This is a genomic window from Croceimicrobium sp. (genome assembly GCF_965228705.1).
Lineage (GTDB): Bacteria > Bacteroidota > Bacteroidia > Flavobacteriales > Schleiferiaceae > Croceimicrobium.
The window spans coordinates 1,448,929-1,469,874 of the sequence record NZ_OZ245832.1 but is presented as its reverse complement, the minus strand read 5'-3'; the positions used below and the strand labels follow the sequence as shown (position 1 = coordinate 1,469,874).

23 protein-coding genes are annotated in these 20,946 nt (G+C 42.0%); 15 read left to right on the top strand and 8 right to left on the bottom strand.

Features of this window, described 5'->3' with window-relative positions; translation table 11 throughout:
- Position 1: 1 nt before the first annotated feature.
- Positions 2–772 (bottom strand): hypothetical protein, encoded by a 771-nt coding sequence (locus tag ACO05P_RS06720; protein ID WP_421754291.1) that lies wholly within the window; start codon positions 770–772, stop codon positions 2–4.
- 311 nt (positions 773–1,083) lie between these two features.
- On the opposite strand from ACO05P_RS06720, the gene ACO05P_RS06715 reads away from it, so the two are divergent.
- The 3 genes from ACO05P_RS06715 to ACO05P_RS06705 all read left to right on the top strand — a co-directional run bounded on the left by ACO05P_RS06715 (position 1,084) and on the right by ACO05P_RS06705 (position 4,707).
- Complete coding sequence (locus ACO05P_RS06715; RefSeq protein WP_421754289.1) at positions 1,084–1,698, top strand: hypothetical protein; 615 nt, start codon at positions 1,084–1,086, stop codon at positions 1,696–1,698.
- A 168-nt stretch (positions 1,699–1,866) separates the two neighbouring features.
- Positions 1,867–3,087, top strand: coding sequence for a hypothetical protein (locus tag ACO05P_RS06710; protein ID WP_421754288.1), 1,221 nt, complete (start codon positions 1,867–1,869; stop codon positions 3,085–3,087).
- Positions 3,088–3,396: 309 nt separating this feature from the next.
- Positions 3,397–4,707, top strand: coding sequence for a TCR/Tet family MFS transporter (locus tag ACO05P_RS06705; RefSeq protein ID WP_421754287.1), 1,311 nt, complete (start codon positions 3,397–3,399; stop codon positions 4,705–4,707).
- Between the two features lie 8 nt (positions 4,708–4,715).
- Here the strand turns inward: ACO05P_RS06705 and ACO05P_RS06700 are convergent, their stop codons facing one another.
- The 3 genes from ACO05P_RS06700 to ACO05P_RS06690 all read right to left on the bottom strand — a co-directional run bounded on the left by ACO05P_RS06700 (position 4,716) and on the right by ACO05P_RS06690 (position 7,428).
- The gene (locus tag ACO05P_RS06700) at positions 4,716–5,810 is read right to left on the bottom strand and encodes a hypothetical protein (protein ID WP_421754286.1); all 1,095 of its coding nucleotides are present in this window, start codon (positions 5,808–5,810) and stop codon (positions 4,716–4,718) included.
- 110 nt (positions 5,811–5,920) lie between these two features.
- The gene (locus tag ACO05P_RS06695) at positions 5,921–6,520 is read right to left on the bottom strand and encodes an START domain-containing protein (RefSeq protein WP_421754284.1); all 600 of its coding nucleotides are present in this window, start codon (positions 6,518–6,520) and stop codon (positions 5,921–5,923) included.
- A 92-nt stretch (positions 6,521–6,612) separates the two neighbouring features.
- Positions 6,613–7,428 (bottom strand): 2,3,4,5-tetrahydropyridine-2,6-dicarboxylate N-succinyltransferase, encoded by an 816-nt coding sequence (locus tag ACO05P_RS06690; protein ID WP_421754282.1) that lies wholly within the window; start codon positions 7,426–7,428, stop codon positions 6,613–6,615.
- 35 nt (positions 7,429–7,463) lie between these two features.
- Here ACO05P_RS06690 and ruvX point away from each other — a divergent pair, with 35 nt between their 5' ends.
- From ruvX to ACO05P_RS06645, 9 genes are all read left to right on the top strand, one after another.
- Positions 7,464–7,874, top strand: coding sequence for a Holliday junction resolvase RuvX (gene ruvX / locus ACO05P_RS06685; protein ID WP_421754280.1), 411 nt, complete (start codon positions 7,464–7,466; stop codon positions 7,872–7,874).
- Positions 7,875–7,926: 52 nt separating this feature from the next.
- The gene (gene def, locus ACO05P_RS06680) at positions 7,927–8,499 is read left to right on the top strand and encodes a peptide deformylase (protein ID WP_421754279.1); all 573 of its coding nucleotides are present in this window, start codon (positions 7,927–7,929) and stop codon (positions 8,497–8,499) included.
- Entirely contained in the window at positions 8,496–9,059 is a 564-nt protein-coding gene (locus tag ACO05P_RS06675; RefSeq protein ID WP_421754277.1) for a tetratricopeptide repeat protein, read from the top strand. Before def ends, ACO05P_RS06675 begins: the two co-directional genes overlap by 4 nt.
- Before the next feature lie 4 nt (positions 9,060–9,063).
- Entirely contained in the window at positions 9,064–9,504 is a 441-nt protein-coding gene (locus ACO05P_RS06670) for a DUF5606 domain-containing protein (RefSeq protein ID WP_421754276.1), read from the top strand.
- Positions 9,505–9,506: 2 nt separating this feature from the next.
- Complete coding sequence (gene mazG / locus ACO05P_RS06665; RefSeq protein ID WP_421754275.1) at positions 9,507–10,289, top strand: nucleoside triphosphate pyrophosphohydrolase; 783 nt, start codon at positions 9,507–9,509, stop codon at positions 10,287–10,289.
- A 156-nt stretch (positions 10,290–10,445) separates the two neighbouring features.
- Positions 10,446–10,943, top strand: coding sequence for a SixA phosphatase family protein (locus tag ACO05P_RS06660; RefSeq protein ID WP_421754273.1), 498 nt, complete (start codon positions 10,446–10,448; stop codon positions 10,941–10,943).
- Positions 10,940–13,012, top strand: coding sequence for a polyphosphate kinase 1 (ppk1, locus tag ACO05P_RS06655; RefSeq protein WP_421754271.1), 2,073 nt, complete (start codon positions 10,940–10,942; stop codon positions 13,010–13,012). Before ACO05P_RS06660 ends, ppk1 begins: the two co-directional genes overlap by 4 nt.
- Positions 13,009–13,899: a Ppx/GppA phosphatase family protein gene (locus tag ACO05P_RS06650; protein ID WP_421754270.1), complete on the top strand. Its 891-nt coding sequence runs from the start codon at positions 13,009–13,011 to the stop codon at positions 13,897–13,899. The genes ppk1 and ACO05P_RS06650 overlap by 4 nt, the downstream gene beginning before the upstream one ends.
- A gap of 79 nt (positions 13,900–13,978) precedes the next feature.
- Positions 13,979–14,293 (top strand): thioredoxin family protein, encoded by a 315-nt coding sequence (locus ACO05P_RS06645; protein ID WP_210759183.1) that lies wholly within the window; start codon positions 13,979–13,981, stop codon positions 14,291–14,293.
- Positions 14,294–14,381: 88 nt separating this feature from the next.
- Here ACO05P_RS06645 and tpx read toward each other — a convergent pair whose 3' ends face one another.
- From tpx to ACO05P_RS06630, 3 genes are all read right to left on the bottom strand, one after another.
- The gene (tpx, locus tag ACO05P_RS06640) at positions 14,382–14,882 is read right to left on the bottom strand and encodes a thiol peroxidase (protein ID WP_421754269.1); all 501 of its coding nucleotides are present in this window, start codon (positions 14,880–14,882) and stop codon (positions 14,382–14,384) included.
- A 75-nt stretch (positions 14,883–14,957) separates the two neighbouring features.
- Positions 14,958–16,868 carry a molecular chaperone DnaK gene (gene dnaK / locus ACO05P_RS06635; RefSeq protein WP_421754268.1) on the bottom strand — a complete coding sequence of 637 codons (1,911 nt, stop codon included), beginning with the start codon at positions 16,866–16,868 and terminating at the stop codon, positions 14,958–14,960.
- A 151-nt stretch (positions 16,869–17,019) separates the two neighbouring features.
- Positions 17,020–18,087 (bottom strand): hypothetical protein, encoded by a 1,068-nt coding sequence (locus ACO05P_RS06630; protein WP_421754267.1) that lies wholly within the window; start codon positions 18,085–18,087, stop codon positions 17,020–17,022.
- 75 nt (positions 18,088–18,162) lie between these two features.
- On the opposite strand from ACO05P_RS06630, the gene panB reads away from it, so the two are divergent.
- The 3 genes from panB to ACO05P_RS06615 are packed head-to-tail and all read left to right on the top strand — an operon-like array spanning position 18,163 to position 20,359.
- Positions 18,163–18,981, top strand: coding sequence for a 3-methyl-2-oxobutanoate hydroxymethyltransferase (gene panB, locus ACO05P_RS06625; protein WP_421754266.1), 819 nt, complete (start codon positions 18,163–18,165; stop codon positions 18,979–18,981).
- Positions 18,981–19,676, top strand: coding sequence for an RluA family pseudouridine synthase (locus ACO05P_RS06620; RefSeq protein ID WP_421754265.1), 696 nt, complete (start codon positions 18,981–18,983; stop codon positions 19,674–19,676). The genes panB and ACO05P_RS06620 overlap by 1 nt, the downstream gene beginning before the upstream one ends.
- Entirely contained in the window at positions 19,673–20,359 is a 687-nt protein-coding gene (locus ACO05P_RS06615; RefSeq protein WP_421754263.1) for a hypothetical protein, read from the top strand. Before ACO05P_RS06620 ends, ACO05P_RS06615 begins: the two co-directional genes overlap by 4 nt.
- Here ACO05P_RS06615 and ACO05P_RS06610 read toward each other — a convergent pair.
- On the bottom strand, positions 20,352–20,789 hold the full coding sequence (locus tag ACO05P_RS06610) for an Hsp20/alpha crystallin family protein (RefSeq protein ID WP_421754262.1): 438 nt from the start codon (positions 20,787–20,789) through the stop codon (positions 20,352–20,354). The two genes, ACO05P_RS06615 and ACO05P_RS06610, sit on opposite strands and share 8 nt — an antisense overlap.
- Positions 20,790–20,946: the final 157 nt, after the last annotated feature.

Sequence of the window (20,946 nt, the reverse complement as noted above, 5' to 3'; positions counted from 1 at the left end):
ATCAATTTCCATTAGAGCTATTTGGGTTTGGAGCTTTCATCCATTCCGTCCATTCCGATTCTTCGCCGCGGGCATTGCGCAGGCAGAAACGAATTTTATAGCTGTGGTTTTTTATAAAATAAAAATTGCCACTACACATATTAGTTCCAACCCAGAGCTCATTATCTAAGCTTATCCCAAGGACAGAAATATGACTTGTCTGACTATTGTGATTGTAGAGCTCAACTTTGACTTCGTAGCGATTACGGTAGCTGGAATCCGCTATAAATTTGCAAAAGCTTTCCGGACCACAACCTAGAGGTAGGAAAATGGTTTCTGAAAATACCGGAGGAATCATTTGGACAGGAACTGGCAAAGATCTTCCCTTGGCGATCCACCAACCTTTATACTGTCCTTCAGCTCCTTTTTTCTCCCTTTCCTTTAAATGGTATTCATGGTAAGGATCCAGATTGTCGATATGGAATTCATAATAATCACCCGCTTTTAAAGGAGTCTTGGCTCTTAGGTACACGCTTGCTGTGCTTACCTGGCCTTTGTAGGATTCGACGATCTCCAATTCAACTTTATGTGCAGCGGATTGAAGATAAACGGGGTACTTGCTTCCTAAGGAATCCAGAATATCAATACTGTGGGCATAGGCTATCAATTGAATTAAATCACCATTGGCTAAACTGTCCTGCAAGGTTTTGACCCAGATACCACGGGAAGTGCATCTGGCCTGAAGGCTCAATGAAAGGCTTAGCAGTATAAGGATGCTTCCAACGATTCGCATGGAGGGAAATTAGGGAATGTTTTTGAGCTGGGTAGCTAAGGAGCTAGTTGATAGGTCTACATAGCTTTCCATCGGAGTTAAAAATTTGTTCCTTAAAAGCTTGTCGTAAAGATCAAAGAGCTTTGAGAAAATTAAAATGTTTCTTTGCCTTGAATTACTTTTTCAGAGGACTTAGTTTCTAGAAGAGGTTTCAAGCTGTTAATTCAAATCGAATTTTTGTGCCCAGTTTATTTTTTGACTAAAAAAGAGACATTTCAATAGGTCTTTCTTAGTAGAGACTCCCTGGGTGAATATGAAAACAAAGAGTAACAATGGATTTTAAACAAGTACTAATTTGGGTGTTATTAATGGGGATTACATTTTCATGCACTAGCACAGCTGCTGAAAAAACCGAGAAATCTTCAAGTGACAGCACTAAAATCGAGATGCCTAATGGAGATAGTACGAATCCCAATGATTCCTTAGGTGGAAAAGTTCTTATTGGAGATATATCTTATAGATTATCATCTTCTTGGGAACAGGAAGAAATTACAGATTCTACGAAAGGCTATAAGTTTGTTCCTTGTTCTGAATCCTACTGTAACAATTTATTTGTATCGAAGGCAAAGATTGACCCTAGCTTTGAATATTTGGACTGGTCAAAACTAATTACCGCCTATGTTAGGGATTTAGGTAGAACCTCTCTTCTCAAGATCACTTTACTTCAAGATAGCTTTGAACACTCATCGGATTCTACCTGGTATGAATTAAGATATAGCTATGAAAATGATAGAGGGGATTTGTTTCTCTCCGAGCTCCATATGATTTGGCCTTCCAAGAGTCATCTATATGTATTTGATTTTACAGCAAAGGATAAGCCACGAGGAGCATTTGCTGATTTTAAGCTAAATGCTATCCAGGAGCTAATTGAAAGCATAGAGTATTGATGCCATTTTTTAGCAATAGCTATTTTTGAAAGGGGCTTGCCTTACGGTCCTTAATATACCTTGTTGTGGACTATACCATATATGAAACAAAGGCATCTGAAAATATAGCCAATTGTCCAAGGCTTCAATTGGAAATGATGACTGAGGAGGGGAAGAAATAAATGGAGCATGCAACAAAACAATAGCGAAATGATAACTATCAGATTGAAAATTGCAAGTGGCCTAATACTATTACTTCTTTCATCATTATCCCTGTGTGCTCAAGTAAGCGAGATACAACATGATACCCTAATATTTAAAGGTGAAAGTTCTAACAAGGGCATTGAGGAAATTAAAAAATGTTCTAACTGTTTATGGCATGTTGAGTTAATTGATTATAGAGGAGACGGCCTTGAATTCTTGCGAATTAATGATTTTAAAACCATATATTCATTAACCATAATGAATTCTGATTTATCGGATTTAAACTTTTTAAATTCCGATGAATTAAAGGAATTAGCAATTTTCAATAGTAGGATTGATCGATTGGATCTAGGGAGGTTTAATGGTCTAAAGAAATTGCTATTAGACTTCGAAGGTGTTAATGTGAAATCTAAAGGTAAAGCTAGCGTTAGCTTTAAAAAACTTCAGGAAGTTGCTTTATACAATCTTAATAAAGAGAAACTATTTTACATTATAGATTCAGCAAGTAAATTAAGGATATTGAGATTAGATGGTCTGCAAGATTTTGACTTTGAAGATTTATTAGGATATACTGCCTTAGAGGAACTGCACTTGAGTAATGTTGGGGACATTGCGATTTGTCAATTTCCTTATCATTCATTGAGGATTTTAGACATTAGTAATAGTTCTGTTGAACATTGTTCAGGTAAAATGATTATTAATTCTAATTATATTGAAAATATTAATTTTTATAGAGTACTGTTTAGTGATAATGAAATTGAATTAATATGTGAAAAATTAACCCATTTTAGTTGCGTTTACAGTGGGGTGTCAGATGTTAACCTCGCTAAAACACCGAGTTTAAAAGCTTTAGATTTGTCGTATAATAAGATAAAAGAATGGGGTTTTATGGATTTAATTCCAGGTGGTCTGGAATGTCTATATATTTATGGTAATGAGGAGTATGATAATTTAAATGTTCAAAGGTTTAAGGCGACTTTGAAATATGCAAGTGTTTTTACGGGATGTGATAGCGAGAGTGAAGGTGTTAATTTCAGGGATTTTCCCAATTTAAAAGTCTTATTTATTCCCGAATATGATTTTATAAGTTCTTGCAGTTATTTATCTCAATTTGCTAAGGATAATTTTGTGTGCCCCCTTGGAGAACCAGCATATGCTGACCGTGATTTGTGGCTAGGTTACAAGGTCTCGAGTCATTATCTTTAATAATAGTTGTCTTCTTTATGTCAATGTGGGGCATTTTTACTAACAGCTTTTTTTGGTAGGAAAGTTAATGGGGAAGGCAGGGCGCTGAGCTTAAAGTGGATTTTTAAGAAGTTTCTACATTTGAAATGATGCTTGTTTTAACAATGGAGCCAGTTATAAGACGAGATAAAGGAATTAAATAAGCAGTCTCACCGATAATCTATTGATACCTCAAATTGAGAACTAGAGATGAATGCATGTATGAGTGTGGAGCTGAAATATTGAATAACTACCCGAATTATTTGCTTTCCAGGTAAGTGTCAATTATAAGTGAGTCACTCCGAACTCAGCTTAAGTCGAAAAGATTACCCTCCCTTATTATTTCCTGATAATCCAAAGCCCATATTAATTTACATTTGGGCCATGCGAGGAAAAAGTGCTGCCGTTCGGTTTATCTTCATAACCATCTTAATTGATATCATTGGGATTGGTATTATCATTCCCATTGTTCCTGATCTGATTCAGGAACTCACCGATTTTGATAATAGTACCGCTGCTTGGTATGGGGGGCTTCTGGCGGCTACCTATGCCACTATGCAGTTTATTTTTGCCCCTATTTTAGGAGGATTGAGTGATACCTATGGGCGACGCACCTTGCTTCTGATTTCGCTCTTTGGTCTGGGCTTGGATTACCTCGTAATTGTTTTTGCTCCCAGTTTGGCCTGGCTCTTTATTGCACGAATTATTTCCGGGATTTGTGGTAGTAGCATGACCGTAGCCAATGCCTATATCGCCGATATCAGTGGTCCGGAAGACCGGGCAAAAAACTTTGGAATGATTGGAGCCGCCTTTGGCTTGGGCTTTATCGTTGGACCTACAGTGGGTGGTTTATTGGGGGAATATGGTACTCGCGTTCCCTTTATGGCTGCAGCGGCTATGGCTTTATTAAACTGGCTCTATGGTTATTTTGTAGTGCCCGAATCTTTGGATGCCGAACATCGCAGAGCCTTCTCCTGGAAACGCGCGAATCCTATTGGTACCCTGAAGAGTATTTTCTCCAATAAGATTATTGTTCCTCTTATCATTAGCCTCTTTACTATTTATGTAGCTGCACATGCTACCCAATCCAACTGGTCTTTCTACACCAAAGAAAAATTTCATTGGGGAGCTCTGGAGATTGGCCTTTCCCTGGGTTTCGTAGGGGTAATGGTAGCCTTGATCCAAGGATTAGTGGTAGGTAAGGTGGTGAAAAAACTAGGTGAGGTGAAAGCAGTCTATTTGGGCTTTTTCTTCAATGCTTTGGGATTACTGCTCTTAGGAATTATTACCGAGCCCTGGATGGTGTATGCCGTAATAGTTCCATACGCTTTCGGGGGATTAGCTGGCCCTTCATTACAATCGATTATGGCTGGCCAAACTGCTAAAAATGCTCAGGGGGAATTACAAGGTGGGATTACCAATATTATGATGCTAACCGCCATTATTGGTCCACCTTTAATGACCGGTATCTTCGGTTATTATACCCATCCGGAAACCGATTATTATTATCCCGGTGCTCCTTTTATTTTGGCTTCCTTCTTAGCGGTTTTAAGTATCCTGATTGCCTCGCGGACCTTGCAGAAACTACGATTGAATAAGTGAGGTTTTTTTTATGTGCTTTTTAGTTTATCTGCGATTTGAAGCTTTCCTGGAACTTCTGAATTGCTCCAGCTTTCAAGTAAGACTTGCTTTAAATCCCTTTCGTTTTCGGTAAGAGGAGTGTCCTTAATTTCATACCACCAATCTAGAAAGCGATTGTAGATTTCTTCCCTATTATCTTTTAGGAGTTTCCTAAGAATGATAAGACTATTTGAATAGGCATTGAGGTTTTCTAGCATTATTATAGCGATATGTTTTAAAACCACCCATTCTGCACCATCGAGGAAGATTTCATTAAATCGATCTTTTGAAATAAGCCCTTTATTGTATTGAATTGCTCCGCTTTTTGCAGCAGCACGTAAAATGGGGAACCTTTGATCTTTTGAGATGATTTTTGCCCAAATTTCATCGGATACGGCTTGGTTTGCCAATCGAAAGCTTTCAATAATGACCACTCTTAGACCATCATCTGTATCACCACCTAGATAATGCATCAATTCATTATAGTCCAACTGATCCAAATGGCTTAATGCTATTATTGCTCTTTTACGAGTTTCAATAGCTCTTGATATGTTATTAAAGATTTTTCGAATTTCTGCAATTACCAAACTCTGTGTGCCTTCGTCCAGCTTCTGAAAGTTTTGAAGCTCATTTTTCCAATCTTTAGCTTTAAGTAGGCGGTTTACATCGCTCTTAATTAGTATTTCTCTGATAGTTAACGTTATATCATGTTCCAATCTTCGGAAATATCCTACAGTATTGGAATAGGATACACCCCTAAAATCTGCTACATCAAATGGGATTTTCCTGGATTCTTTGAATAGGTAAATTAACTTCTCCGGATTTTCCCTTAGACAATAACCCATTTCAAACCAAACATTTTCATTGTTTGAGTTTGCATCTGCAAATACTATATCCGAGTCTCGAATGGCTTGCAAAACTTGTTCTGAAATCCGACCGGTTTTATTGAAATCCGATGCATCTTTTGCGACAATATTTAAATTCTCACATATTGGTTTGAAAATTTCCTCAGTAAGATCTTTACTGTCTTGGAAGCCGGGCTTTTCTGGGTTAAGGACCCTAATAATGAAAGCTGTTCTTTGCATAGCGGAGCAAATTTTTTGGCAGATTGTTGAGCTTTCTAATTTAGGGAATAATGCTAAAAATTACTAGTTAAACTGAAGGGTAATCAAATGATTGTGGAAATTTTAATTCCTTACTTAAGCCTTTTTCTTAGATTTTTCAATGTATTGAAAGGTGAGTCAACGCTACCCGCATTCGCTAACCAGCCTGGGATACTACCTCCGGGATTGGCAAGTACCTGATAAGTGATCTTTGTTTTTTGTGGCCCCAGCTTTTCAAATAGCCAATAGCCTTTAACACTGGGTATTCGCACCATATCTTCTTTCTTGGGACCATAGTCTGGTAGCCCATCCATGCTGATTTTTACTTGATCAGCAGTTCTTTCATAACTAAAGCGATAATAGCAATCGCGATCATCCAAAGGGAAAGGGGCAGAGGTAATGGTATAATGATATTGTTTTGGCCCTTCACGTTTGATGAGCTTCGAATGTGAGCAATTGGGCATCCAATCTTTGAAATGATCGGCATCCTCTAAAATCGCGACGATTTTCTCCATGGGGAAAGCGAATTCGGCATGCGCCTTAAATTCATCCAAGGCTGATCCTTCAACTGCCCGAGTATAGATTTTGATTCCTGCTTCATTTTTACGAAGCTCCCATTTGGATCCCGATGTATCGGCCCCAGCCCAGGGGAAAAGCAAAAGAATCATAGAAAAGCAAAGCGTGCGCATCATCGATTAATTTCTTACAAGTTTACATTTAGCAGGCTCACATCCAAATAAAAAAGCCGGGATAAACCCGGCTTATTTGCTATTCTTAAGGCTAATTAAACGGCCACATTGTATTCGCGCAAGGCATCGTTTAAGCTGGTCTTCTTATTGGTGCTTTCTTTACGCTTGCCAATAATCAGAGCACAGGGAACATTATAAGTTCCCGCTGGGAATTCTTTAGGCATGGAGCCTGGAATCACCACTGAACGAGCGGGGATATATCCTTTTATTTCTTTGGGTTCTGCACCGCTTACATCGATTATCTTAGTGGAGGCGGTGAGCACCACATTGGCACCTAATACCGCTTCTTCTTCAATGCGAATTCCTTCTACCACAATACAGCGAGATCCGATAAAGCAGTTATCCTCGATAATAACGGGGGCGGCCTGTACAGGCTCTAATACCCCACCAATTCCAACGCCGCCGCTTAAGTGAACATTCTTACCGATTTGAGCGCAGCTGCCAACGGTGGCCCAGGTATCAACCATGGTACCGCTATCTACATAAGCACCAATATTTACATAAGAAGGCATCATTACTACCCCGGAAGCTACATAGGCTCCATGGCGGGCAATAGCATGAGGAACCACGCGAATGCCTAATTCTTTATAGTTCTTCTTTAAAGGAATCTTATCATGGAATTCCAGAGGACCGGCCTCCAGGCTTTCCATTTTACGAGTAGGGAAGTAAAGGATTACGGCCTTCTTAACCCATTCGTGAACATGCCATTGACCGTCAATCTTCTCGGCGCAACGCAATTCTCCCTTGTCGATCGCTTCGATACATTCTTCGATAAGCTTTACCATTGCCGGATCTTTTAATAATTCACGGTCTTCCCAAGCTTTCAAGATATGTTCTTCGTGCTGCTTCATGATTCGCTTTAAATTTGCGCAAAAGTAAGAAGCCCGTGGCGAAGATCATTGCTTTAGATATAGGAGGTAAAAGAACCGGAATTGCAGAGACCGATCCCTTGCAAATGATCGCATCTCCCCGCGAAACCGTGGCAACCGATCATTTAGAGGCCTATCTTAAAGATTGGATGGCGAAAGAGGAAATCGAAGCGATTGTACTGGGTGAACCATTGGCTTTGGATGGTGGCGACAGTCATAATTCGGCCCGCGTGCGCGAATGGCATCAAAAATTAGAGAAGCTTTTTCCCGCTTTGAGAATTGTCTTACAAGATGAGCGTTTTAGTTCTAAAATGGCCCAGCGAGCGCAAATAGAGTCGGGGATGAAGAAGAAACAAAGACGCCAGAAAGGGAGCCTGGATCCCATTAGTGCAGCCATTATCTTAAGAGATTATCTCGAGCAACATTAAAAGCTTGCTTGGGGCCTTGTGGTCAATCCTTATTTTTGCCCAAATTTGCAGAATGATATTACCCATTGTGGCTTATGGTGACCCCGTCCTAAGAAAAGAAGGGGAAGATATTGAAGCGGATTATCCCGGTCTTCAGGAATTGATCGATAATATGTACGAAACCATGTACAATGCGCATGGTGTTGGATTGGCAGCTCCTCAGATTGGTAAGTCTATTCGTCTTTTTGTAGTGGATACCTCTGGCTTTGTAGAAGAAGGAGAGGAAGATGTAGAAGGCCTGAACAGTTTCAAGAAGGTGTTTATCAATGCGGAGATTATCGAAGAAGATGGTGATGACTTTGTGTTTAACGAAGGCTGCTTGAGCATTCCGGATGTACGTGGTGATGTAGATCGCCCGGAGCGTATCGTAATTCGCTATCGTGATCGGGAATGGAATGAGCATGAAGAAACCTACGAAGGTTTAAAGGCCCGCGTTATTCAGCATGAGTACGACCATATTGATGGTATTTTATTTACCGATTATTTGAGCCCACTGCGCAAGAATATGCTGAAGAAGAAGCTCAACAATATTTCCAAAGGGCAAATTAAGGTGGGCTACCGAATGAAATTCCCATTTGCCAAATGATGAGAAAAAGCCTTTTTGTATTAGGTCTTATCGCTGCTTTATCAGCTTGCCAAGGCGGGAGGAGCGATGCTCAGGAACGTCAGGAATCTATTCAGGCTTTGGAAAGCCAAATGCGGATGCAGGAACAATTGGATACGGCCTTAGCTTCTTCTATGATTGAAGCCTATGCCAATTATATCGAGAAGTACCCTAAAGATTCATTGGCGCCCTATTATCAAAAGAAGATTGCCGAAATGCATCGGGCTTATCCCGGACATCAGTTGCAAACCATTGAAGCTTACGAGAAATTAATTGATACCTATACTTATCACCAGGAAGCTCCCAAGGCCCTAATGTCTTTGGCCTTATTTTATGAGGAGATTCAAGATCGGGATAAAGCATTGTTGACTTACAAGGAGTTTGTGCGCAAATTCCCCAGTCATAGTCTGGCCAATCAAGCCCGACAATTAATGGATCTGTTGTCGGAAGAAAAAAGCGATGTCGAACTGGTTCAAGAATGGATGCAGAAGGCAAAGCAAGGGAAGCAAGAAGGCGACAGTTTAACTAACTCTGTGAATTAAGAATATGAAATTAGATGATATTCTGGCTATCGGCGGTAAGCCCGGCCTGTTTAAATTGGTAAAAGCCACTCGTCAAGGAGTATTGGTAGAATCTTTATTGGATCAAAAGCGCATGCCGGTTTCACAGCGTGCCGACGTATCTGCCTTGAGCGATATTGCCATCTATACTTACGAGGAAGAATTGCCTTTGGGAGAGGTTTACGATCGTTTATTCGAGAAACTGGAAGGAGCCAAAGCTTTGGATGTAAAGAAAGCCAGTGGTGATGATTTGCGTGAATTCATGTCGAGCTTTTTGCCCGATTACGATGAAGAGCGTGTATACACCTCTCACCTTAAAAAATTATTTAGCTGGTACAACCTTTTGCATGAATGTGATCTTCTGAATCGTCCCGATGATAAGGCGGCAGAAGCGCCTGCAGAAGAGAGCAGCGAAGAAAGCGAATAGGTATGAATCACAGCCGGCAAGAACGCCTGGAGGCCTTTGGACGATTGCTCGATATTATGGACGATCTGCGGGAGAAATGTCCCTGGGATCGCAAGCAAACGATGGAAAGTCTACGGCATCTCACCATTGAGGAAGTCTATGAATTGGGCGATGCTATTTTGGATGAGGACTTGCCGGAAGTGAAGAAAGAACTGGGTGATCTCCTCCTGCATATGGTCTTTTACGCGAAGATTGGGGAGGAGAAACAGTCCTTTGATATTGCTGATGTTCTCAATAGCATCTGCGAAAAATTAATTCATCGCCATCCCCATATTTATGGCGATGTTGAGGCCTATGACGAAGAAACCGTTAAGGCCAATTGGGAAAAGCTAAAGCTGAAGGAAGGGAAGAAGTCGGTGCTCGAAGGAGTGCCTCGTTCTTTACCCGCCTTAGTGAAGGCCACCCGCATTCAGGATAAAGCGCGTGGGGCCGGATTTGACTGGGAAGAAACCCAGCAGGTTTGGGCCAAATTACGGGAAGAGATATCGGAACTGGAAGCGGAGGTCGAAGCTGCAGATCCTGAAAAGATTGAAGCGGAGTTTGGAGATGTGCTTTTTTCTCTGATTAATATTTCTCGTTTCATTAAGGTAGATCCCGAATCGGCTTTGGAGCGCACCAATAAGAAGTTCATTCGCCGCTTTCAATATTTAGAAGAGGCCACAAAAGCCAAGGGCTTACAGCTCGACGAGATGTCTTTGGAAGAGATGGATCGCTATTGGGATGAGGCCAAGGCGAAGGGCCTTTAATTCCCCTAATTTTTTTTCAATAATCCAGAATATTAGGCCTCAGGGATAATCGCCTTTAAAGCGAAATTATTTCTGGGTTAATTTTCTGCATCCGCCTTTTCCATTAAAGGCTTTTGGCTAAATTCCCATCGGATACGCATATTTTTCCTATAACCGATGAAAAAGCTTTATCTCGTACGTCATGCCAAGTCTTCCTGGAAAGAGGAAGGGATAACGGATTTTGACCGACCCCTGAAAGGAAGGGGCATTAGAGACGCGCATACCACTGCACAATGGTTGCAAAAACAGGAGGAGGCCCCAGAGCTTATGATCTCCAGTCCGGCCACTCGGGCAATGCACACCGCTCTGATCTTTGCTCAAGAATTGCAATACCCCTTTAGCGAAATCCATATCGAGGCCAATTTGTACCACGGTGAAAGAGATGATATCCTTCAGGCTTTAGCCAAATTGGATAATAGCATTCAATCTGTATTTCTCTTTGGTCACAATCCCACGCTCACTAACTTTGTAAATCACTGTATTGATCATATCATCGATAATGTGCCTACCACCGGCGTGGCTTGTCTCAAATTCGACTCTAAAGATTGGAGTGCTTTGGGTCAGGAAGCCGAATTAGTATTTTTCGACTATCCCAAAAGACGTAAGAAGAAGTGAATTTCCCCGCCTCTAAGCGGATTATAGCCCGCGATATTTCTTGGTTAGCATTTAATGAAAGGGTTTTACAAGAAGCCCTGGATAGTGAGAATAATCCCCTAATTGAACGCCTGCGTTTTTTAGGGATTTTTTCATCTAATATGGACGAGTTCTTCAGGGTGCGCTACGCTTCCATGAAGCGCCTGGCCCAAATGACTGATCAAAAGCAAGAACGTTTGGGAGCCATGGAGCCTGAACAGGTTTTAATGGAGATCTCGGAAAAGGTTCAGGTGATGCAAGCCCGTTCTCAAGAGATCAATGATCAATTAATGCAAGCCCTTTCGGAGCATGATATTGAGATCGTAAACGAAAAAGAACTTACGGCCGGGCAGCAGGAATATGTGCGGAAATTCTTCATCGAAAAGGTAAGCCCTACGGTTTTCACCTTGATGCTGGGGCAAAGTCAGGAATTACCAGAACTTAGAGATAAGTCTATATACCTAGCCATTCGCATGTATGTGAAGCAAAATCCGGATGAGCCGCGTTTTGCCTTAATCGAAGTCCCCTCCGAGCAGGTAGGGCGATTTGTAAGCTTACCGCGTTATGGTAAGCAATATGTCATGTATTTGGAGGATGTGATTCGCTATAATCTGGAGTACATCCTTTTCATTTATAATATCGATCGCATTGAAGCCCATACGGTAAAAATCACCCGTGATGCCGAGTTGGATTTAGATGATGATGTATCGAAAAGCTTCTTAGAGAAAATGACGCGCTCGGTGAAAAACCGTCGTTCCGGCGATCCGGTGCGCTTTGTGTACGATAAAGAAATTGCCGAGGAAACCCTGCAGTATTTGGTGGGAGAGATGGACCTTGATAGCTATGACAGCCTGATTGCCGGTGGTCGCTATCACAATAAAAAGGACCTGATTAAATTCCCCAATATTGGAGATAAGGAGCTGGAATTTGAAAGCTTGCCTCAGTTGGCACATCCGGATTTGGATATGGATCGCAGTATTTTGGAGGTATTGGATACCAAAGATGTATTGCTCTTTTTACCCTATCACAATTTCAGTTATATCATCCGCACCCTAAGGGAGGCCGCCATTGATCCTGAGGTGCGTTCCATTGATATTACCCTTTATCGAATGGCTTCAGATTCCAGGGTAATCTCTGCTCTGGTGAATGCCGCTAAAAATGGTAAGGAGGTTACCGCAGTGATTGAGCTTCAGGCGCGCTTTGATGAAGCGAATAATATCCAATGGACTGAAGTACTGCAAAGTGAGGGGGTAAACGTAATCTTCGGCGTGCAGGGCTTAAAGGTGCACAGCAAGGTTATTTTGATTACAAAGGAGGTTCAGGGTAAAGAGCAGCTTTACGCTTCGGTAGGGACGGGTAACTTTAATGAGAGCACCTCCAAGCTGTATACGGATTATCATCTCCTAACGGCAGATCGTAGAATCACCAAAGATGTGGCAAGAGTATTCGATTTCTTGCGTAATAATTATAAGGTGAAGAAATACCGCCACTTATTGGTTTCACCTCATGATACGCGCAAAGGCTTTATAAAGCTGATTGAAAAGGAAATTGAAAATGCCAAGAAAGGTCTATCCTCGGGTATTAAAATGAAACTAAACTCCCTCTCGGATGTGAAGCTTATCGACAAGCTTTATGAAGCAAGTGCCTATGGAGTACAGGTTCAAATGGTAATTCGCGGTATCTGTTCATTAGTTCCCGGTCAAAAGGGGATGAGTGAGAATATTGAGGCAATCTCTATCTTAGATCGCTTTTTAGAGCACAGCAGATTAATTATTTTCGAAAATGGTGGCGATCCGAAATACTTCTTAGGATCAGCGGATTGGATGCCTCGCAATTTGGATTATAGGGTAGAGGTGACTACTCCGGTCTATGATGAAAAAGTGAAGCGTCAATTGCGTGACCATTTTGAGATTATCTGGAAAGACAATGTGAAATCGCGCTGGCACAATGCCGAACTCAATAATGAGTATCGACAAATTCGCGGACCTAAGATTCGCTCACAATATGCCATGCACGACTATGTGAAAAAGCAATTAAAGCTAGGGAAGTGAAAATCCACAAATTAGCCGGAATTGATATCGGATCGAACTCAGTTCGACTCTTAGTCTCCAACGTTATAGAGTCTGGCGAAACCATACTGTTCAAAAAATCCTCCTTAACGCGTTTGCCCATTCGTTTGGGACCTGATGCTTTTGGAGAAGGGAAAATCAGCGAAAGCAATTTAAAACGCCTCATTGCGGGGATGTCGGCCTACCGCAAGATTATGGAAGTACACGGAGTGGAGAAATACCGCGCCTGTGCCACTTCTGCATTACGTGAATCCAAGAACGGTATTCAGGTGGTAGAACGCATTTATCGCGAAAGCGGAGTGAATATCGAATTAATCAGCGGCAAAGAAGAAGCCCGCATGATTTTTAGCTCGGATATGATTGGCGATGTAGCGGAAGCTCACGAGACCTTTCTATACATCGATGTGGGTGGGGGGAGCACCGAGCTTACCCTTTTCCATAAAGGAGAAATTCGCAATAGTCGCTCCTTTAAAATCGGGACCATTCGTTTGCTTAAGGACCTGGTGAAGAAAAAGCGCTGGGAGGAAATGAAGGAATGGATACAAGAGAAAACAGAAGATTTTGATGAGGTGTTAATGGTGGGCTCCGGGGGTAATATCAACCGAACTTTTAAACTGGCTCAAAAGCGAAAGGGAGAAACCATGACCCTGAAAGGCTTAAGAGGCATTCGCGAGCAAATCCTCAATTTTGATGATGATCAGCGGATGATTGAGTTTGACCTAAACCCAGACCGTACCGACGTTTTACCACATGCTTTGCGGATTTATATCAATGCCATGAAATGGGCCGGAGCCGAAGAGATGATCGTACCCAAGAAGGGTTTAGCTGATGGAATAGTTCGTTTCTTATTTCGCGAGCATTTTCAATAGATCATAATCAGTTTCTATTAAAATATTTTTACGATAGTTTTATTAGATGTTATATTTGTAGCCGAATAAAACGATAAACATGGCAGTTCAAGTGGTAAATGATAGCGAGTTCAAAGAGATTCTCGCCAATAATTCTAAAGTAGCAGTAAAATTTTACGCCGATTGGTGTGGAAACTGCAAGCTCTTCGCTCCAAAATATAAGCGTGTTAGCAATGAGGAAGAGCAAGCCGACACCGTATTTGTAGATATTAATGCCGAAGAAAATCCAGAGGCTCGTAAAATGGCGGGGGTAGATAACCTTCCTTTTTTAGCAGTCTTTAAGGATGGGCAATTGGTAGAAGGCAGTGCCAGCAGTAAAGAAGATTATCTGCGTAGCCTTCTAGCCAAATTATAAGCTTCATTCAGAAGGGGATAGGATGAAAGAGAAAAGCCGTCTCGGTATTAGTGAGACGGCTTTCTTTCTATTTATTAAGGTGCCAGGCCTAGTTTAAAGCGGCCAGGGCTGCATCATAATCCGGAGCCTGACCAATTTCAGGTACTTGTTCGGTATAGATGATTTTTCCTTCTTCGTTTACGATGATTACCGCGCGAGAGAAGAAATCCTTCATACCGCCATCAACCATACGTACTTTATAATTATCGCTGAAATTGCTGTTGCGCAATTCACTTAAGCCAATCGCATCTTCAATACCTTCTGCTGCGCAGAAACGCTTATGAGCGAAAGGAAGGTCGCGGGAAATATTCAATACCACTACACCATCCTGACCAGCAGCATCCGCATTAAACTTGCGCGCTGAAGCTGAGCATACCCCAGTATCAATGCTGGGGAAGATATTCAATACCACCTTCTGACCTTTAAATTCAGCCAGACTGCGATCTTGTAATGCGGTGTCGGTTAAACTAAAATCGGGAGCCATAGTGCCTACTGCGGGCAGTTCGCCTTGAGTTTGAACAGGGTTTCCACCCAGAGTAATTTGTGCCATTTATCGTGTTTTTTATTAGGAACAAAAAAGCCCCGAGATTGATCATCGGGGCTTCAAATTTACTTTGCAAAGGGATTACTTATTGTCATCCACTTCTTCAAATTCTACGTCGGTAACATCGTCGCCACCATTGCCAGCTTCTGCACCGCCTTGGGCTCCGGCACCTGCATCAGCACCGCCTTCCTGTTGGGCTTTGTACATTTCCTCTGAAGCATTTTTCCAGGCTTCATTGATTTGCTCCATGGCTTTGTCGATACCTTCCAGATCCTGAGCACCGTGAGCGGTTTTTAAGCTTTCGAGAGCAGTTTCAATAGGCGCTTTTTTATCATCCGATAATTTTTCGCCAAACTCTTTCAATTGCTTCTCAGTTTGGAAGATCATGCTATCAGCCTGATTCAGTTTTTCAACTCTTTCCTTGGCTGCTTTATCCGCTTCAGCATTAGCTTCGGCTTCTTGTTTCATTTTGTCGATTTCTTCTTTGCTTAAGCCAGAAGAAGCTTCGATACGAATACTTTGCTCTTTGCCGGTAGCTTTATCCTTAGCACTTACGTTTAGGATACCATTGGCATCGATGTCAAAGGTCACTTCAATTTGAGGCATTCCACGTGGTGCAGGCGGAATATCAGTCAGCTGGAAGCGACCGATAGTTTTGTTATCCTGGGCCATTGGGCGCTCACCTTGCAATACATGAATATCTACAGCAGGCTGATTGTCGCTGGCGGTAGAGAATACCTCCGATTTATTGGTAGGAATAGTAGTATTGGCCTCAATTAATTTAGTGAATACACCACCCATGGTTTCAATACCTAAAGAGAGTGGGGTAACATCCAGAAGCAATACATCCTTCACATCACCGGCCAATACACCACCTTGAATGGCGGCACCTAAGGCCACTACTTCATCAGGGTTTACACCTTTAGAAGGGTCTTTACCGAAGAAGCTCTTCACGGCATCCTGAATGGCAGGAATACGTGTAGATCCACCTACCAGGATTACCTGATCGATATCGGATACATCCAAATCGGCATTTTTAAGTGCAGTACGACAAGGAGCGATGGTACGATCTACAAGATCATGTACTAATTGCTCGAATTTGGCGCGGCTTAATTTGCGAACCAAGTGCTTGGGACCACTAGCGGTTGCAGTGATATAAGGCAAGTTGATTTCAGTGTCGCTGGAAGAAGACAATTCGATTTTAGCTTTCTCAGCGGCTTCTTTCAAACGTTGTAAGGCCATTGCATCTTTGCTCAGGTCGAAATCTTCCTCAGCCTTAAATTCAGCAATTAACCAGTCGATAATGGCTTGGTCAAAGTCATCACCACCTAAGTGCGTATCACCATCGGTAGCCAATACTTCGAATACACCATCTCCTAATTCGAGAATAGAAACGTCGTGAGTACCACCACCACAGTCAAATACGGCTACTTTTTGGTCCTGACCTTTTTTGTCGATACCATAAGCCAAAGAGGCAGCAGTAGGTTCGTTGATGATACGGCGTACTTTTAAACCAGCGATTTCACCGGCTTCTTTGGTCGCCTGACGTTGAGAGTCGTTAAAGTAAGCGGGTACGGTAATTACCGCTTCTGTTACTTCTTCACCCAGATAATCTTCAGCGGTTTTCTTCATTTTTTGAAGCACCATTGCTGATAATTCTTGTGGAGTGTATTTGCGATCATCGATCTCTACCCGAGGGGTATCGTTATCGCCTTTAATTACCTTATAAGGAACTCGTCCGGCTTCTTTAGAAACTTCTGAAAAAGAAGATCCCATAAAGCGCTTAATAGAGCTGATCGTCTTATGTGGATTGGTGATCGCCTGACGTTTAGCAGGGTCACCTACTTTGCGCTCACCGCCTTCTACGAATGCAATCACAGAGGGGGTTGTGCGTTTTCCTTCGCTATTAGGAATCACCACTGGTTCGTTACCCTCCATAACGGCAACGCAGGAGTTAGTGGTTCCTAAGTCAATGCCAATGATTTTTCCCATGGCTTTTATTGAATTTTAATGGTTAGCTCAATCATTCGCCTCTAAATAGTCAAAGCATGTGCCAAGGCCCTGAAACAAAAAAAATCCTGTCATACCTGACAGGATCGTAGATTTTGACTGACTATTTGAGTTGTTCGTGCCGCTCTGTCAGTTAAAAACAAACTTTTTGATTATCGATACAGTAACAGGTGTCAGTACCGCCTAATTCTACACGAGCGAAGTTTAAGTCGCAAACTGTCCCATTTTCCAACAAGCGATCATAGATACTTTGTTGCAGGCGACAATCATTTCGACGGGCCAGGGTACGAGAGCTTACAATACCGGTTCCATTGATTACCTGCTCATATTGCGGGCGGTTTTGGTTTACTCCGGTAGAGGGTTTGCTCAATTCGATGAAGGTCATTAACTCCTCCGAGGCACCAATAATCTCTACATCCATCCCGATGAAAAAGCGCAAAATGTTCTTTGAAGGGTCTTCTTCAATACGGGCGGCCAGGGCAGAGTAGAGTTCATTGCCACTGAAGAGAATGTCAATTTGATCGAAGGGATTTTCCTCCAGGGGCAAGCGGATGGTTTCGGTTTTAAACTCTTCGCTACCCGTTGTTTTGTTGTATTCTTTATAGTGGAAATATAGGATAGGCTGATAGGCAATCATTTTCTCAGTGGCCTCCGGATCATTACCATCGGTATTTTGACGTACATTAAATTGCAAGCGTCCATCGAAATAACGAGCGGTGATAATAGGCAGCGGGCGGGTGATATTTATACTGCCAACAATACCGGTTCGGGCACTGGCTACGCTTCCGTCGGCGCGATTTACAACAATTTCATATTCCCGGCTGCTCTGAATAGGGAAGTTGCTGGGGATTCGGTATAAATGATAACCTTCATCCGTATAGATGCCACTGTCTAAAGGAATACTGTTATCCCAAATTAATTCTACCTCTTGATTAAAAGTTGTTGCCCCCGGATTGTATTCGCGGATAAAAACATCAATTTCGGTGGAGTCGTAATAGAGAGAATCACTTATTCCAAATGATGCGCTGGCTGGGTCGTCACCTAAATAACCTCTCTGGATACGCACATAATTGGTATCCAATACGGGGTTCAGCATGCCATACATGATGGTCATATCCTTGTATTCGGCATTGATGTCAATTTCATTATCACAGGCGGATAACAAAATCAAGGAACCTAAGGCAGCTAAAAATTTCTTCATGTTACAGAGTAAAAGATTTGTGGGTCAAAAGCCACACGCCTCAAAAGTATAAATTTGCATTCACAATTAATTAATATGTCCGTAGCAAGCTCAGACTTTAAGAAGGTTACCACCAACTCAGTTCAGGAAATGAAACGTCAGGGAGAGAAGATCTCCATGCTAACTGCTTACGATTTTACCTTGGCAGGAATTGTTGATAAAGCCGGTATTGATGTGATTTTAGTAGGGGATAGCGCCTCGAATGTAATGGCTGGTCACGAAACCACATTGCCGATTACTCTGGATCAAATGATTTACCATGCTTCTAGTGTGGTGCGTGCCGTAGACCGGGCTTTGGTTGTGGTAGATTTACCTTTTGGCTCTTATCAAGGAAACTCCAAAGAAGCTTTAGGTTCAGCCATCCGTATTATGAAAGAAAGTGGTGGGCATGCTGTGAAACTTGAAGGAGGAGTAGAGATTATTGAGTCCATAGAGCGTATTCTTACTGCCGGTATTCCGGTGATGGGGCACTTGGGTTTAACTCCGCAAAGCATCTATAAATTTGGTACTTATACCGTTCGTGCTCGTCAGGAAGCAGAAGCTGAAAAATTGATCAGCGATGCAAAAGCCTTAGAAGAAGCCGGTTGCTTTGCTTTGGTATTGGAGAAGATCCCAGCGGATTTAGCAGAGCGGGTAGCACAGGAACTAAACATACCCGTAATTGGCATTGGTGCCGGAGCAGGTGTGGATGGTCAAGTGCTGGTTTTACATGATATGTTGGGCATGACGCATGAGTTTAATCCTCGCTTTTTACGTCGCTATTTAGACCTTTATGCAGATATCACGGGAGCTGTACAATCCTATGTACACGATGTGAAGAGCCACGACTTTCCTAACGATAAAGAGCAGTATTAGTGCCCATAAATGAGCGCATTTTATTCGAAGACAATCATCTGATTATTGTAAATAAGCTCGCGGGCGAATTGGTTCAGGGCGATTTTACCGGAGATAAGCCTCTACTGGAAAAGGTGCGGGATTATATTCGAGATACTTACAATAAGCCGGGAAATGTTTTTTGTGGATTGGTCCATCGATTAGATCGACCTACCTCGGGCATTGTGGTTTTTGCGAAAACCAGTAAGGCCTTGAGTCGCATGAACAAGATTTTTGAAAAGCGGGAAGTGCGTAAGATCTATTATGCAATTGTTCAGCATAAGCCGGATCCGCCAGAAGGCCATTTGGTGCATTATCTAAAGAAAGAAGCAAAAAACAACAAATCCTATCCTCGACCTGCCAGCGATAAAAATGCGAAGAAAGCAGAATTGACCTATAAGCTTATAGCTGATTCGCAACGCTATTTTCTGCTGGAAGTGGAATTGCATACCGGTCGTCACCATCAAATACGAGCGCAATTAGCTGCGATTGGATGCCCCATTAAGGGCGATTTGAAATATGGCTTTGATCGCTCTAATCACGATGCGAGTATTAGTTTACATGCCGGGTGCATTCAGTTTGAGCATCCGGTAGGTGGAGAAAATATTGATCTGGTGGCAGCAAATCCTGGGGAAGATGCGATTTGGCGTATCTTTAACCCTAAGATCATTGCATGAAACTGCTATTCGAATTAGTAACGCTCTTACTATTATTCATCCTATTCCGGGGTGCGATAAAACGATTTCTGCCTAAGAAAACGGAGATGGAGCGTTTTTCTCCGGAATCACTAAGAGCACTGAAGCGATTTAGAGTACGATACTTCCAGTTGTTATTACTTTTCATCGTGATCTTCGGAACCGGAATATTCTACTTCTTGGTTTGGCTGAATGGGAGTGACTTTCTAAGTCCTCAGTCCTTTGCTCTGTATTTCCCTCTAAAGAACTCGGCCTATTGGCAAGCAGCTATTTTAGGAGGATTATTAGTGGGTTCGCTTGTTGCCTTTCGGCTGAATCGTAAACTTCAGAGAGATGGTTTAAGCTTTTACCTGGAGGAATTGCAAGAACTCGTGCAGGGCTATCAGAGTTTTGGCACTTTTAGGTACTTACAATACGGAGTGGGTCTGGTATTATTTGGGATATTGTCGTATTCGGCATTAAGTAGTGGTGTGGCTTTCGATAAAGCCGCCCTTACCATTATTGAACCGTTTGGGCATTATGAGAAACACCATTTTAGTGCTATAAAAAAGCTGGATACCACGAATGATATCCAGCTATTGCTTGATGAAAAAGACACTATTAACTTATCTTTTTATAAAATAGATACTCTGCGGTTAAATCTATTTCTTGAGGAGCTTAATTAATCTCAATTAAGCGACTGGCTTTTTTAGTCTCTTCTTTTTTAGGAACACTTAGGTGTAAGATTCCATCTTCAAAGCGGGCGGTAATTCCCTCGGCATTTACTCGATCTTCTGGCAAACGGAATTGACGTTCGAAGTTGTGGATGCGAAACTCGCGACGTAAGTAATTACTTTCCTTTTCCTCCTTATTTTCTTTGCGCTCCGCCTTTAGGGTCAGCAAATCGCCGTCTACCTCAATATGCAAATCTTCCTTGCGGTATCCGGGAGCTAAAAGCTCAATTTCGAATTGCGCATCATTCTCCAAAATATTCACAGATTCTTGACGGTGGTTTACAAAGTTTCGATTCATCCAATGTAAAGGTTCATCACGGAAGAAACCATCGAATAATTGATCAAATAAAGGGGCTTCGTTTTGTCTTTTTATAACTTTCATTGTAGTTCATTTTTTCTGTTGACTTCCCTTTGCTAATAACAATTGAAATGCCATTTAAGGATTTAAAGACTTTAGTTCGGTATTGCGTGTCTTTTTGTCTGGTAGCAAAGTTTTTTACCGTCATATTTTCAGGTGGAGCTTAATTCTCCTGTCAAAT

Excerpts from the sequence above, each read along its gene's own strand:
- ACO05P_RS06720 (WP_421754291.1), bottom strand. The coding sequence starts at position 772 with ATGCGAATCGTTGGAAGCATCCTTATACTGCTAAGCCTTTCATTGAGC.
- ACO05P_RS06715 (WP_421754289.1), top strand. The coding sequence starts at position 1,084 with ATGGATTTTAAACAAGTACTAATTTGGGTGTTATTAATGGGGATTACA.
- ACO05P_RS06710 (WP_421754288.1), top strand. The coding sequence starts at position 1,867 with ATGCAACAAAACAATAGCGAAATGATAACTATCAGATTGAAAATTGCA.
- ACO05P_RS06700 (WP_421754286.1), bottom strand. The coding sequence starts at position 5,810 with ATGCAAAGAACAGCTTTCATTATTAGGGTCCTTAACCCAGAAAAGCCC.
- ACO05P_RS06695 (WP_421754284.1), bottom strand. The coding sequence starts at position 6,520 with ATGATGCGCACGCTTTGCTTTTCTATGATTCTTTTGCTTTTCCCCTGG.
- ACO05P_RS06690 (WP_421754282.1), bottom strand. The coding sequence starts at position 7,428 with ATGAAGCAGCACGAAGAACATATCTTGAAAGCTTGGGAAGACCGTGAA.
- def (WP_421754279.1), top strand. The coding sequence starts at position 7,927 with ATGATATTACCCATTGTGGCTTATGGTGACCCCGTCCTAAGAAAAGAA.
- ACO05P_RS06675 (WP_421754277.1), top strand. The coding sequence starts at position 8,496 with ATGATGAGAAAAAGCCTTTTTGTATTAGGTCTTATCGCTGCTTTATCA.
- ACO05P_RS06670 (WP_421754276.1), top strand. The coding sequence starts at position 9,064 with ATGAAATTAGATGATATTCTGGCTATCGGCGGTAAGCCCGGCCTGTTT.
- mazG (WP_421754275.1), top strand. The coding sequence starts at position 9,507 with ATGAATCACAGCCGGCAAGAACGCCTGGAGGCCTTTGGACGATTGCTC.
- ACO05P_RS06660 (WP_421754273.1), top strand. The coding sequence starts at position 10,446 with ATGAAAAAGCTTTATCTCGTACGTCATGCCAAGTCTTCCTGGAAAGAG.
- ACO05P_RS06645 (WP_210759183.1), top strand. The coding sequence starts at position 13,979 with ATGGCAGTTCAAGTGGTAAATGATAGCGAGTTCAAAGAGATTCTCGCC.
- tpx (WP_421754269.1), bottom strand. The coding sequence starts at position 14,882 with ATGGCACAAATTACTCTGGGTGGAAACCCTGTTCAAACTCAAGGCGAA.
- dnaK (WP_421754268.1), bottom strand. The coding sequence starts at position 16,868 with ATGGGAAAAATCATTGGCATTGACTTAGGAACCACTAACTCCTGCGTT.
- ACO05P_RS06630 (WP_421754267.1), bottom strand. The coding sequence starts at position 18,087 with ATGAAGAAATTTTTAGCTGCCTTAGGTTCCTTGATTTTGTTATCCGCC.
- panB (WP_421754266.1), top strand. The coding sequence starts at position 18,163 with ATGTCCGTAGCAAGCTCAGACTTTAAGAAGGTTACCACCAACTCAGTT.
- ACO05P_RS06615 (WP_421754263.1), top strand. The coding sequence starts at position 19,673 with ATGAAACTGCTATTCGAATTAGTAACGCTCTTACTATTATTCATCCTA.
- ACO05P_RS06610 (WP_421754262.1), bottom strand. The coding sequence starts at position 20,789 with ATGAAAGTTATAAAAAGACAAAACGAAGCCCCTTTATTTGATCAATTA.